This window comes from Streptomyces sp. NPDC090032, assembly GCF_044748025.1.
Classification (GTDB): Bacteria; Actinomycetota; Actinomycetes; order Streptomycetales; family Streptomycetaceae; genus Streptomyces.
On the sequence record NZ_JBIVFF010000004.1, the window covers coordinates 462,161 to 475,305 of the forward strand.

Consider the following 13,145-nt stretch of genomic DNA (forward strand, 5'->3'; position numbering starts at 1 on the left):
AACGGGCTGGGAGTGTTTTCGACCACAGCCCCTACATCCCCAGGTGAGGACGGTCTCTCCCTCGAACAAGACAACGATCCACACACAATGCCCCGTTAGTGTGGTGAGTCTGCCCGTAACTTCGCCTTTCGCGGGCGGCCGCTATGCCTGGAGGTTTCTGCCGTGATCTTGTCCGTCCTGTCGGCGTCCGATCCATCCTCGGACCCGACCACATTCAAGGACGCCCAGGAACAGGCCACCAACGCCGCCAGCTGGGTCGAGCAGAACTGGTCCACCTGGCTGGGTATCGGCCTGCGCATCCTGCTCATCGTCGTCATCGCCGCGGTCCTCAGAGTGGCCATCCGGCGCGCCATCACCAAGCTCATCGAGCGCATGAACCGCACGGCGCAGGCCGTCGACGGCACGGCGCTCGGGGGCCTGCTGGTCAATGTGGAGCGCCGCCGGCAGCGCTCGCACGCCATCGGCAGCGTGCTGCGCTCGGTCGCCTCCTTCGTGATTCTCGGCACAGCCGCCCTGATGATCCTCGGCACGTTCCAGATCAATCTGGCCCCGCTGCTCGCCTCGGCGGGTGTCGCGGGTGTCGCGATCGGCTTCGGCGCCCGCAACCTCGTCACGGACTTCCTGTCCGGCGTCTTCATGATCCTCGAGGACCAGTACGGCGTCGGGGACAGCATCGACGCGGGCGTCGCCTCCGGCGAGGTGATCGAGGTCGGCCTGCGCGTCACCAAGCTGCGGGGCGCCGACGGCGAGATCTGGTACGTCCGCAACGGCGAGGTCAAGCGCATCGGCAACCTCTCCCAGGGCTGGGCCACCGCGAGCGTCGACGTCACCGTCCGCTCGGACGAGGACCTGGTCAAGGTCAAGGAGACCCTGGCCGAGGTCGGCGTCGCCATGAGCAAGGACGAGCCCTGGAACGAGATGCTGTGGGGCCCGGTCGAGATCCTCGGCCTGGACAGCGTGCTCCTCGACTCCATGGTCGTGGGCGTCTCGGCGAAGACGATGCCCGGCAAGGCCCTCACCGTGGAGCGCGAGCTGCGCTGGCGCATCAAGCTGGCCTTCGACGAGGCCGGGATCCGCATCGTGGGCCGCCTCCCCCTGCTGACCGGCGACGAGGCCACCGCCGACCCGACGGCCGGCGTCTCGGCCCCGTCCGCCTACGCGTCGAGCACGTCCCCGCAGTCCCTGGCGGCGTCGCCGATCACGTCGCCGAACATGGCGAAGTAACGGCCCAAGGCGTACGCCGGCCCGCTCGCGTCACTCCGCGACCGCGTACGCCTCCACCGACCACAGCGAATAGCCGTACTGCGTGGCCCTCTTGTCGCCCTGGACGCGGACGAAGCGGGTGTCGCGGGCGTCCATGCGGACCGACTCGCGGCCTCCCTGGCCGTCCTTCACCGTCGCCGCCGTGCGCCACGACTTTCCGTCGGCGGACGTCTGGATGCGGTAGCCCTTCGCGTACGCGTCCTGCCAGTGCAGTACGACCTGGCCGAGGCGCACCGGCTTCGCCAGTTCCACCTGCCACCAGGCGCCGTCCTCGGCGGGGGACGACCAGCGGGTCTCCGGGTCGCCGTCGGTGGCGAGGGACGCCGGGAAGTCCGCGGTCTCGTCGGCCGAGGACGAGGGCTTGCCCTCGCGGGCCAGGTCCGGGCCCGCCGTGCGGGGGTACGCCCGCACCGACACCGTGCGCGTCGTGCCGGCGAAACTGACCGGGACGTCGTACGTGCCCGCCGGGGTGTTCTCCGGGACCGTGATGTCGACCGGAGCGCTCACCTGCGTGCCACGCGGGAGCGTCGCCTGTGCGGGCAGGGTCACCTTGATGCCGTGCGGTCCCTCCGCGCTGAGGCGGCCCTCCACGTTGCCGGGCCGCTGCGGCGTCAGGCGCGCCGTCACCCTTCGCGCGCCCCCGCCGATCTCCGCGTCCAGCTCCGTGCGGGCCAGCTCGAACGAGGCGTCGGGGGAGTCCGCGTACCAGGGGACGACATGGCGCACGGCGCCCTTCGCGGCGCCGGACACCCGGATCGCGTCCGCCCGTACGTCCTTCGGCCCCAGGTCCGGCTCGGTGAAGCCGCCGTCCGCGAGCGTGCCCACGGACTTCCAGCCCTCGCCCGGCACATGGACCTGCACGGTGCCATGGGTGCCCGGGTCGGCCAGGACCGTCACCGCCGTGAGCCGCCGCGCCCGCGGCAGCTTCGCCTCACCGTCGGCCGCCGCGTCCGCGTGCGAGGTCCCCGCCCACGCCGCGTACGCCTTCTGAGCCCGGTCGAGGAATGGGTCAAGGACCCCCTTGCCCACGGTGACCTGACGGGACTTCAGGTCGGCCCGCCGGCGTTCCAGGAGCCGTGCCGCCCGCCATGCCGCCGCCCCGTCGCCGCGGGCCTGCGCGTCCAGCATGTCGACGGCCGCTTCCCCGGCCTCCCCGTACCGCGCCAACTGGTCGCTCCAGGGCCGCACTTCCTCGTCCACCGCAGTGGCCTCGAGCTGCTCCGGCGCCCGCCGCATCACGGTGAACGCGTCCCGCAGCTTCTTCGCCGCCGCCTCGTACCGCGCGCGGTCGGTGAGCATCTTCGTACGGGAGTCCCAGAAGCCGGAGAGGACCGGCTTCAGGTACGCGGACTCGTCCTCGCCGAGGACGGACGACGCGTCGTTGCCCGCCAGTGCGCCGAGCGCCTCGCGGGTGCGCGCGTCACCGCCCGCCAGGTCGTCGATCGCGGCCTTCCAGGACTCCTGCGGGCGGTAGTCGCGCGGATTCCACGCGTAGTCCGCCGTCGTGAACAGCGGGATGCGGGAGGCCGCGGGCTGCTCCATCGCGTTGGCGAGCAGTGCCGCCGAACCTGTCGCCACCGCGGGCTCGCGGCCCGTGTAGGGCCCGAGGAAGATGCGGTCCTGCGCGTAGTCGTTGACCGGGTAGTTGTCCATCGTGACGAGGTCGTGCGCGGACCCGAACGCGGTCCGCGCGCCCGCCAGTTCGCGCCCGGTGATCGTGCGCGGGACCACGCCGACGCCCGTCCACGCGACCTCGACGGAGTCGTCGAGCCCGCTCGCGAGCGCCGCGCGGTACTCCGTCGACCCGTCCTGGTAGAACTCCGTGGGCATCATCGACAGCGGCTCCGCGCCCGGGTGCCGCGCGGCGAGGTGGCGCGCCACCGCGTTCGCCACGCGCGCCTGCGCGCGCGCCGCCGCCTTCGGCCCCGAGCCGAACGTCCTGGCGTCCGCCTCGCAGTGCCACTCGCTGTACGACACGTCCTGGAACTGCAGCTGGAACGCCCGCACGCCGAGCGCCCACATGGCGTCGAGCTTGCGGTTCAGAGCCCTGACGTCGTCGTCCGACGACATGCACATCGCCTGCCCGGGCGCCACGGCCCAGCTCAGCGTCACGTGGTTGGCGCGCGCCCGCTCGGCAAGGGCCCGGAAGTCCGCGCGCTGGGCGGCCGGATACGTCTCGCGCCACCGCGCCTGCCGGTACAGGTCGTCGCCCGGCGCGTACAGATAGCGGTTCTGCTTGGTACGCCCCATGAAGTCCAGCTGGTCGAGCCGCTCTTCACGCGTCCACGGGGTCCCGTAGAACCCCTCCGTCATCCCGCGCACTGCCGTCCCCGGCCAGTCGCGCACGACGACCCCGGCGACCTTCCGCCCGCTCACCAGCTGCCGGAACGTCTGCACGGCGTGGAACAGGCCGTCGTCACCGACGCCTTCCATGGCGACGGTGTCCCGGCCGTCCGTCGGCCCGACGGCGAGCCTGTACCCGCCGGACGGCAGGTCCTTGCGGGCCGACGCGCCGAGGGCGCCGAGTGCCGTCTCCAGGCCCTGTCCCCGGCCGGGGCGCGCTTCGGCCGCTCCCCATCCGTCGCCGGCGGCGGTCCCGGCGGCCACGGAGCCGATCCGCACCACGAGCGCGGGACCGGCGGGCAGGCGGCTCTCGTCGTCGACCTCGGTGATGTGCCGGGCACCCGCCCCGCGCAGAGCGGTGCGCAGGGCGTCCACCGCGTACCGGTCGACGCCGCGGCCCGTGACGAGGACGACCTCGTCGCTCACGGTGACGGACTCCGCGCCGGAGGCGGTACGCAGGGACTGCGGCCGGGGCCACACCGCGGGCGTCCCCGTGTCGCTGTCCCGGTCACCCGTGGCGAGCGACGGCCCGGGCGGGGCCGCCACCGCACCGGAGGCTCCCCCGAGCGCACTGGCGATGACGGCGACAGCGATCGCCGCCGCCCCCTTCCTGCGGCGCCGGAGCTGCACGGCACACTCCTCGTTGGTCTCGGCACGGTGGTGGGACCGGTCACGGGTGTCCCAGGGTGGCAACCGAGCCCACCACTGACCGGGCCGGAGTGTCAACGGGAGTGGCCGTTGTGCCGCAATTGCCCGGCCGGGAGTGGCTGGAGAAGGTGATTCGCGTCGTCCACCGGCCGGGTCCCGCCCATGGAACAGAATGTGACCACCAACACCTTGTCGGGCCGTTCATGTCTGGGGCCGTGCTTGCTGGGTAGAGCTGCCGAGACCGTCACTCACGAAAAGATCGACGACAAGACCCGCGAAGAACCGCGAAAAGGAGGCCGTCATGGCCGCATCAGCGCACCTTCTGCTCTCGGCCCTGTCCAAACAGGCGGACGTCATCCTGCCCGCCCCCGCCCTGCCGCTGCCGGACGAGTTCGCGTTCGGCGCCGAACTGCCCCTCACCAGCGAACCGCCCCTCGCCGACACACAGCCGCTCACCAGCGAGCCCGCCCTCATCGACGTAGCGCCCCTCACCAGCGAGCCGACCCCCTCGGGACCGGTCGCGGGCCTGGACTCCTCGGGGGTCTAGGTGACGCTGGCCCGGCTCGCCGCGCTGCACGGGGTCGCCCCGTCCTACTCCCCTTCCCCCGGCCGCACGGTCGAGGCCCCGGACGCCGCGCTCGTCGCCGTCCTCGCCGCCCTCGGTGTCGACGCGCGCACCCCGGAGTCCGTACGGGACGCGCTGGCCGCGCGCGAGGCGGAGGCCGCGGAGCGCCTGCTGCCGCCGACGGTCGTCCTGTGGTCCGGTGAGCCCGCCCCGGCCTGGGCGCGGGAATTACCCGAAGGGGTGAACCTCCAGCTGGCCACCGAGCAGGGCGAGCGCGTCGAAGACTGGCGACCGACAGGGCCCGTTCCCCTCGGCGTCCACCGGCTGCGGGCCACCGCCCCGGGCGGCGCCACGGCCGACGCCCACCTGATCGTCGCCCCGCCACGCGTACGCACCCCGGGCGAGCGCGCGTACGGGCTGCTCGTGCAGCTCTACTCCCTCCTGTCGGCGAAGTCCTGGGGCATGGGCGACCTCGGTGACCTGGCCGACCTCGCGGCCTGGGCGGGCCGCACCGCCGGCGCCGGGTTCGTGCAGGTCAACCCGCTGCACGCGGCCGTACCCGGTGGAGCGGGGCCGACGGACCCCTCCCCGTACCGCCCGTCGTCGCGCCGCTTCCCCGACCCGGTCCATCTGCGCGTCGAGGACATCCCCGAGTACGCCTATCTGCCCGACGCCGACCGCGACCGCGTGCGCGAGCTGCTCGCCGAGGCCGCCCGGCTGCGCGACGGCGTCCTGCACAAGAGCGCCCTGATCGACCGCGACGCCGTATGGGACCTCAAGCGCCGCGCCCTCGAACTCGTCGCGCGCGTCCCGCTCAGCCCCGGCCGCCGCGCCGCCTACTGGGACTTCCTCGCCGAGCAGGGCGCGGACCTGGACCACCACGCCACCTGGTACGCGCTCGCCGAGCGGCACGGCCCCGACTGGCACACCTGGCCCGAGCCCCTGCGCGACCCCGGATCCCGCGAAACCGCCCACGCCCGCGCCGAGTTGATGGACCGCGTCGACTTCCACAGCCACCTCGCCTGGCTCACCGACGCCCAACTGGCCGCCGCGCAGCGCTCCGCACGCGACGCCGGTATGCCCATCGGGCTCGTCCACGACCTGGCCGTGGGCGTGCACCCGCAGGGCGCCGACGCCTGGGCCCAGCAGCACATCTTCGCCGCGGGCATGTCCATCGGCGCGCCCCCGGACGCCTTCAACTCCCGCGGCCAGGACTGGGGGCTGCCCCCCTGGCGCCCCGACCGGCTCGCCGCCGCGGGCTACGCGCCGTACCGCGCGCTCCTGCGCGGGCTGCTCGCCCACGCCGGAGCCGTCCGTATCGACCACGTCATGGGTCTGTTCCGGCTCTGGTGGGTGCCGGCCGGACAGCCGCCGACCGAGGGGGTGTACGTCCGTTACGACGCGGAGGCGATGCTCGCCGTCCTCGCCCTGGAGGCCGGCCGCGCCGACGCCCTGGTGATCGGCGAGGACCTCGGCACGGTCGAGCCCGGCGTCCGCGAGGCCCTGAACGCGCGCGGGGTGCTCGGCACATCCGTGCTGTGGTTCGAGCGGGACTGGGACGGGACGGGCCGCCCCGTGCCGCCGGAGCGGTGGCGTACGGACTGCGTGGCGACCGCCACCACCCACGACCTGCCGTCCACCGCGGCCCGGCTGACCGGCGACCATGTGCGGCTGCGGGACAGCCTCGGCCTGCTCGGGCGGCCGCTCGCGCGGGAGGAGGCCGAGGCCACCGCGGAAGTCGCCGAGTGGACCGGCCTGTTCGCGCGCCTCGGACTGCTGCCCGGCGGCGGGGGAGAGGGCCTGTGCGAGGAGGAGGAGATCCGTGCCGTCCATCGCTTCCTGCTGCTGACCCCGGCCCGCCTGGTCGGTGTCTGGCTGCCCGACGCGGTCGGCGACCGGCGCCCGCAGAACCTGCCGGGGACCTGGGACGAGTATCCGAACTGGCGGCTCCCGATCGCCGATCCCACCGGCCGTCCGGTCACCTTCGAGGAACTCACGGCCTCACCGAGGACGCATGCGCTCATCGAGGTCCTGCGGTCCGGACTGCCCCGTACGGCACCCCCGGGCGCGCGGCCCGTTTAGGTGTTCGCTACGTTTGCACCGTGGACAAGAAGAACGCCCTGCGCGCCGGCGCCCTGGCTGCCGGTACGACGCTGATGATGCTGCTCATGTCGTCCCCCGCGCTCGCGCTGGCGCGCGACGACGGCGACGACCCCGGTCAGGGCCTCTCGGTCATCGAGACCCTCGGCCTCTATGTCGCGGCGCCGATCGTGCTGTTCCTGGTGATCGCCGGCCTCGTGATCGTCGGTGACAAGTCCCGCAAGCCGCAGAAGCAGGGCTGACCGCCGCACCTCTCACTTCTCACGTCTTTGCCGAGGGCGTCCTCGTGTGCACCGCGCACCGAGGGCGCCCTCGGTGCGTTTCCGGTGTGCGTCGCCGGTGCGTTCCCGGGGCGTTCGCGGGGTCTTACGGACGCTCGGCCGTCAGGTAGCGCTGGAGGGTCGGCGCGAGCCATTCCACGATCTCGTCGCGGCCGAGCCCGACGGCGGGGCCGAAGCGCAGAACGTAGCGGGTGAGCGCGAGGCCGAGGACCTGTGACGCGCAGAGCGCGGCCCGCACCGGGGCCTCGGCGGGGTCGGGGCAGACGCTCAGGGCGAGCGGCAGTGTCTGCTCCTTGAAGATGTCCTGCATGCGCTCGGCGCCCTTGGCGTTGGTGGCGCCCACGCGCAGCAGCGTGGTGAGCACCTCGTTCTCCTCCCACAGGTCGAGGAAGTGCCGCACGAGGGTCCGGCCGATGTCGTCGACCGCGATCGTCTCGGGGTCCGGCAGCCGCAGGTCCAGGTCGATGACCGCGGCGAAGAGCCCCTCCTTGTTGCCGTAGTAGCGCATCACCATCGACGGGTCGATCGCCGCGTCCCTGGCGATGGCGCGGATCGTGGCCCGCTCGTATCCGTCGGCGGCGAAGCGTTCGCGGGCGGCCGCGAGGATCGCGGTGCGGGTGGCGTCCGAGCGGCGTGCCTGCTGGGTGGCTCCTGTCATGCCAACAACCGTAGGCCAACACTTGTTGACAGTCCAGGGCCGTGCGCCTAAGTTTGCCAACAAGCGTTGACCAACAAGCGTTGGCAATGCGTGACCGGGTACAACCGACCTGAGCTCGCAGGCACCAGGAGGCCACCATGAACGGCACCACTCCTCGCACCGTGATCGTCGTCGGCTCCGGCCCCACCGGCCTGCTCCTCGCCGGCGACCTCGCCGCCGCGGGCGTCCCCGTCACCGTCGTCGAGAAGCGCCCCCACAAGGTCAGCAACCTCTCCCGGGCCTTCGTCCTGCACGCCCGCACCCTGGAACAGCTCGACGCCCGCGGCCTCGCCGACCGCGTCGAGGCCAAGGGCCAGGCCCTCGACAGGCTCCAGTTCTTCAACCGCCTCGCCATCGACCTGACCGGCCTCCCCTCCCGCTTCCGCCACGTCCTGGTCCTGCCGCAGTACGAGGTCGAGGCCGCCCTCCGGCAGCGCGCCACCGATGAGGGCGTGAAGTTCTCGTACGAGAGTGAGGTCACCGGCCTCACCCAGGACGCGGACGGCGTGACGCTCCAGGTCCGCACGGGCGACGGCGAGTCCTCGACGCTGCGCGCTGCGTACGTCGTCGGCGCCGACGGCATGCGCAGCGCCGTACGCGAGAGCGTCGGGCTTCCCTTCCCCGGCAAGTCCGTCATCCGCTCCGTCGTCCTCGCCGACGTGAAGCTCGCCGAGGAGCCCGAGAACGTCCTCACGGCCAACGCGGTCGGCGACGCCTTCGCGTTCATCGCCCCCTTCGGCGACGGCTATTACCGGGTGATCGGCTGGAACCGCGCGCGCGACGTCCCCGAGTCCGCCCCCCTCGACCTCGACGAGATCAAGCAGGTCACCCGCCTCGCGCTCGGCCGTGACTACGGGATGCACGAGGCCCGCTGGATGTCCCGCTTCCACAGCGACGAGCGCCAGGCTCCTGCCTACCGCGTCGGCCGCGTCCTGCTCGCCGGCGACGCCGCGCACGTCCACACCCCGGCCGGCGGCCAGGGCATGAACATCGGCCTCCAGGACGCCGCCAACCTCGGCTGGAAACTCGCCGCCGTCGTCAACGGCCGTGCGGGAGACTCCCTGTTGGACACCTACGAGGCCGAGCGTCACCCCGTCGGGAAGGCCGTCCTGCGCAGCAGCGGCGGCATCGTCAGGCTCGCCATGGCCCACCGTCCCTGGGCCCTTGCGGCCCGCACGGCCCTCACCGCGCTCCTCGGCCGGGTCCGCCCCGCCCGCACCCGCATCGTCGGCCAGATCACCGGCATCGGCGTCGCCTACCCGGCCCCGCGCGGCGCGCACCGCCTCGTCGGCACCCGCGTCCCCGACGTCACGCTCAAGGAGGGCCGCCTCTACGAGGCCCTGCGTCAGGGCACGTTCGTCCTGATCGTCCCCAAGGGCGTCCACGACAAGGGCGACGACCGTTACGCCGTCACCCACTGGGCGAGCGACCGCCGTACGTCGCTCCTGGTGCGGCCCGACGGTTACGTCGCCTGGGCGTCGGACGCGGCGGCGGATCTCCCGGCGGGCATCGACCCGTACGCGATCGGGGTGTCGGTGATGTGACCGTCGGGCCGCGCGGGCTCAGGAGGCCTGCGTACCCGCCATCAAATGACGCAGCAGGTCGGCCAGTTGGCCGGCCTGCTCGCTGTCGAGCGAGGCGAGCGCCTCGGTCTGCACGGCGAGCCCGGCGCCGACCGCCTCGTCGACCAGCGCCCGGCCCTCGCCGGTGAGCGTCACCTGGAGACCGCGGCGGTCGTGCGGGTCGGGCGAGCGGCGCAGCAGGCCGCGCCGCTCCAGCTTGTCGAGCCGCCCGGTCATGCCGCCGGTCGTCAGCATCAGCGTCGCCGAGAGCTGGCGCGGCGAGAGGGTGTACGGGTCGCCGGAGCGGCGCAGTGTGGCGAGGACGTCGAACTCGCCTCGTGCGATGCCGAAGCGCGCGTACGTCTTGTCGATGCGGTCGCCGATGGCGCGCGCGATCCGGTACACCCGGCCGAAGACCTCCATCGCGGTGGTGTCGAGGTCGGGCCTGACCTCGGCCCACTGGTCGACGATCGCGTCGACGGCGTCCTTGCTGCTGTCCATGGGGTGAGTATGCGACCCGGTTTCGGCCGCTCGCAAGAAAGTAGCTCACAAGAAAGTAGATCGACAGCAAGTAGCTCGGTGGGAAGTAATTCTGAAGGAAGTGGCTTGACTGTAAGTGGCTTAACGCTAAGCTACTTACAATGAAGCTACCCGGGGGGAGCGCCCGATGAAGAACCCGATGAAGACGAACAAGCGCAACGGTGCCGTGATCGCACTGACCGCCCTCGCCCCGATCTCCTGGGGCTCGACCTACGCGGTCACCACGGAGTTCCTGCCGCCCGACCGCCCGCTGTTCACCGGGCTGATGCGGGCGCTGCCCGCAGGCCTCCTCCTGCTGGCGATGGCCCGCACGCTGCCGCGCGGCGTCTGGTGGTGGAAGGCCCTGGTCCTCGGTGCGCTGAACATCGGCGCGTTCTTCCCGCTCCTCTTCCTCTCCGCGTACCGCCTCCCCGGCGGCATGGCGGCGGTGGTCGGCTCGATCGGCCCGCTGTTCGTCGCCGGTCTCGCGACGCTCCTGCTCGGTGAACGCCCCACGCGGCGCACGCTGTTGACCGGCATCGCGGCCGCGCTCGGCGTCAGCCTCGTCGTGCTCAGGGCGGCGGGCGCGCTCGACCCGGTCGGCGCGCTCGCGGCACTGGCCTCCACGGCGTCGATGTCCACGGGAACGGTCCTCACGAAGCGGTGGGGCCGCCCGGAGGGTGTGGGTCCGCTGGCGCTCACCGGCTGGCAGCTCACGGCCGGCGGCCTGCTCATCGCCCCGATCGCCTTCCTCGTCGAGGGTGCGCCGCCGGTGCTGGACGGCCGGGCCGTCGCGGGCTACGCGTACCTGGCGCTCGCCAACACGGCGGTCGCGTACTGGCTGTGGTTCCGCGGCATCGGCCGTCTGAGCGCGACGCAGGTCACGTTCCTCGGTCCGCTCTCGCCGCTGACGGCGGCGGTGATCGGCTGGGCGGCGCTCGGGCAGGCGCTGACGCCGGTGCAGCTGGCGGGCATGGCGCTGGCGTTCGGCGCGACGCTGCTGGGCCAGCGCCCGCCCCGGGTCACCTCTGTCACCGCTGTCACCCCTGTCGTCACCTCTGTCACCGCTGTCACCTCTGTCTCCCCCGTCGCCCCTGTCACCCAGCCCCGACCTTTCAGTTCTACTGAAGAGAACACCCAAAAAGTTTCGATGGACCTGACGGGTGGAGGGCTGCGACGGTAGTCGGGACGTAGTACGACCGCAGCTCAGGAGGGGATACGAGATGGCAGTCCTGGACCGGACATCCACCGGCGCCGAGAAGCCCGAAGCGGGGAACGGAGGGGCGCGAGGGCGCCGCGCGGGCGCCGGGCTCGGCACCGGTCTCGCGCTCGCGCTGCTCGCCACGGTGGTCTGGTCGGGCAGCTTCGTCACCTCTCGCGCGCTGCACGACAGCGTGCCCCCGATCCAGCACGCGTTCTGGCGCTGGATCATCGCGATCGTGGCGGTGGCGCCGTTCGCGGCGCGCTCCGCCTGGCGGCAACGGGCGCTGCTCCGCACCCACCTGCGCTTCCTCCTGCTCGCCGCGCTGCTCGGCGTGACCGTCTACAACACCCTCGTCAACCAGGCGGCGATGACGACGTCCGCCGGGAACATGGGCATGATCATGGCCGCGTCGCCGGTCCTGATGGCGGCGTACGAACGCATGGGCGGCGCACGGCTCGGGGCCCGCCGGGTGACCGGCACGGTCATCGCGTGCACGGGTGTGCTGCTCCTGGTCAGCAAGGGTTCCCTGGCGCCGGACTTCACGGTGGGCGACCTGTGGGTGGTCGCGGCGGCGGTCTGCTTCGGCTCGTACAGCGCGCTGCTGCGGCGCCGGCCGGCGGAGATCGGCGGCCCCGCGTTCCTCTTCGCGACATTCGTGCTCGGCGCGCTGATGCTGCTGCCGGTGTTCCTCGTCAGCCTCGCCGTGCAGGGCGGCTTCGAGCCGACGGCGGCGACGGTCTCGCCCCTCCTGTACGTGGGTGTGGTCTCGTCCGCCGTCGCGTTCTTCGCCTGGAACAAGGCGATCGCCCAGATCGGCGCGGCCCGCGCCGGCGTCGTCTACTACCTCCAGCCGGTGTGCGTGGCCCTGCTCTCGTACGCGGTCCTCGGCGAGGCCATGGGCCCGCTGCAGATCGTCTGCATGGCGCTGATCCTGGCGGGGGTCGCCCTCGGCTCCGCGACCCGGAGCGGGACCCGGATACGTTGACCCCATGCGCACCACCGACTGGGACATCAAGAAGCTCGCGATCCTGCGGGCCCTGCGGGACCGGGGGACCGTCACGGCCACCGCGCAGGCGCTGCTCATGACCCCGTCGGCCGTGTCGCAGCAGCTGACCAACCTCGCCAGACAGCTCGGCGTGCCGCTCCTGGAGGCGCACGGGCGGCGCGTACGCCTCACCGACGCCGCCCACCTCGTCCTGCGGCACGCCGAAGCCGTGTTCGCCCAACTGGAGCGCGCCGACGCGGAGTTGGACGCCTATCTGCAGGGCGAGTCCGGGGAGGTGCGGGTCGCCGCGTTCTCCACCGCCGTGCCCGCCCTGGTGGTGCCCGCCGTACGCGCCCTGCGCACCGCCCACCCCGGGATCGCGGTCCGGGTGCGCGAGGCGGAGGCCTCGGAGGCGTACGAGCTGCTCTCGGCCGGTGATGTGGACCTGGCCCTGTCGCTCGCCGCGCACGCGCCCACCGCGCGGGACCCCAAGTTCACGCGGGTGCCGCTGCTCGCCGACCCGCTCGACGTGGCCCTGCCCGCCGGGCATCCGCTGGCGGGAGCGGCGGGCCCGCGCCTGGCCGAGCTGGCGGGCGAGCACTGGATCTTCGGCGGCTCCGGCCCGTGGTCGGAGATCACGCGGGCGGCGTGCGAGGCCGCCGGGTTCGTGCCGGAGCAGGCGCACAGCGCATCGGGCTGGACGGCGATCCTGGCGATGGTCGAGGCGGGGATGGGCATCGCGCTCGTGCCACGCATGGCGGCGGTGGGGCGTGAGGGCGTCGTGATGTGCGCGCTGGGCGAGGACCGCCCGGTCAGGCATGTGGTGGCGGCGGTGCGCAGGGGGTCGGAGGAGGCGCCGGCGGTGTCGAGGGTGCTGGACGCGCTGAGGGAAGCGGCGGCGGAACGCTGAGGCGGCCACCGTCCACGGTTCACCCTCCACGGTTCACGCCACCATTCAGCTCAGCTGAACGTATATGT

At 72.8% G+C, this 13,145-nt stretch carries 11 protein-coding genes; 8 read left to right on the plus strand and 3 right to left on the minus strand.

Annotation, left to right across the window (positions count from 1 at the left end; translation table 11 throughout):
- Positions 1 to 162 precede the first annotated feature (162 nt).
- Complete coding sequence (locus ACIPWY_RS12020) at positions 163 to 1,224, plus strand: mechanosensitive ion channel family protein (protein WP_362902434.1); 1,062 nt, start codon at positions 163 to 165, stop codon at positions 1,222 to 1,224.
- Between the two features lie 30 nt (positions 1,225 to 1,254).
- Here the strand turns inward: ACIPWY_RS12020 and ACIPWY_RS12025 are convergent, their stop codons facing one another.
- Entirely contained in the window at positions 1,255 to 4,236 is a 2,982-nt protein-coding gene (locus tag ACIPWY_RS12025) for a beta-N-acetylglucosaminidase domain-containing protein (protein WP_401532976.1), read from the minus strand.
- A 319-nt stretch (positions 4,237 to 4,555) separates the two neighbouring features.
- Between ACIPWY_RS12025 and ACIPWY_RS12030 the strand changes: the two genes are divergently transcribed.
- Genes ACIPWY_RS12030 through ACIPWY_RS12040 form a run of 3 tightly spaced genes read left to right on the plus strand, consistent with a single transcriptional unit; the run spans position 4,556 to position 7,161 of the window.
- Complete coding sequence (locus tag ACIPWY_RS12030; RefSeq protein WP_362902438.1) at positions 4,556 to 4,801, plus strand: hypothetical protein; 246 nt, start codon at positions 4,556 to 4,558, stop codon at positions 4,799 to 4,801.
- Complete coding sequence (gene malQ / locus ACIPWY_RS12035) at positions 4,802 to 6,901, plus strand: 4-alpha-glucanotransferase (protein ID WP_393701909.1); 2,100 nt, start codon at positions 4,802 to 4,804, stop codon at positions 6,899 to 6,901.
- Positions 6,902 to 6,921: 20 nt separating this feature from the next.
- Positions 6,922 to 7,161 (plus strand): hypothetical protein, encoded by a 240-nt coding sequence (locus ACIPWY_RS12040; RefSeq protein ID WP_362902442.1) that lies wholly within the window; start codon positions 6,922 to 6,924, stop codon positions 7,159 to 7,161.
- 124 nt (positions 7,162 to 7,285) lie between these two features.
- On the opposite strand, the gene ACIPWY_RS12045 is transcribed toward ACIPWY_RS12040, so the two are convergent.
- Complete coding sequence (locus ACIPWY_RS12045) at positions 7,286 to 7,858, minus strand: TetR family transcriptional regulator (protein WP_362902444.1); 573 nt, start codon at positions 7,856 to 7,858, stop codon at positions 7,286 to 7,288.
- A 137-nt stretch (positions 7,859 to 7,995) separates the two neighbouring features.
- Here ACIPWY_RS12045 and ACIPWY_RS12050 point away from each other — a divergent pair, with 137 nt between their 5' ends.
- A complete protein-coding gene (locus ACIPWY_RS12050; RefSeq protein ID WP_393701912.1) occupies positions 7,996 to 9,441 on the plus strand; it encodes an FAD-dependent monooxygenase in 1,446 nt (481 codons plus the stop codon).
- 18 nt (positions 9,442 to 9,459) lie between these two features.
- Here the strand turns inward: ACIPWY_RS12050 and ACIPWY_RS12055 are convergent, their stop codons facing one another.
- Positions 9,460 to 9,960 (minus strand): MarR family transcriptional regulator, encoded by a 501-nt coding sequence (locus ACIPWY_RS12055; protein WP_362902448.1) that lies wholly within the window; start codon positions 9,958 to 9,960, stop codon positions 9,460 to 9,462.
- A gap of 166 nt (positions 9,961 to 10,126) precedes the next feature.
- Here ACIPWY_RS12055 and ACIPWY_RS12060 point away from each other — a divergent pair, with 166 nt between their 5' ends.
- From ACIPWY_RS12060 to ACIPWY_RS12070, 3 genes are read left to right on the plus strand one after another with little or no spacing between them, the layout of a single operon-like run.
- On the plus strand, positions 10,127 to 11,161 hold the full coding sequence (locus tag ACIPWY_RS12060) for an EamA family transporter (RefSeq protein ID WP_393701915.1): 1,035 nt from the start codon (positions 10,127 to 10,129) through the stop codon (positions 11,159 to 11,161).
- Between the two features lie 40 nt (positions 11,162 to 11,201).
- Positions 11,202 to 12,167 carry an EamA family transporter gene (locus ACIPWY_RS12065; protein WP_362902452.1) on the plus strand — a complete coding sequence of 322 codons (966 nt, stop codon included), beginning with the start codon at positions 11,202 to 11,204 and terminating at the stop codon, positions 12,165 to 12,167.
- Positions 12,168 to 12,171: 4 nt separating this feature from the next.
- Positions 12,172 to 13,077: a LysR family transcriptional regulator gene (locus tag ACIPWY_RS12070; protein ID WP_362902454.1), complete on the plus strand. Its 906-nt coding sequence runs from the start codon at positions 12,172 to 12,174 to the stop codon at positions 13,075 to 13,077.
- Positions 13,078 to 13,145 lie beyond the last annotated feature (68 nt).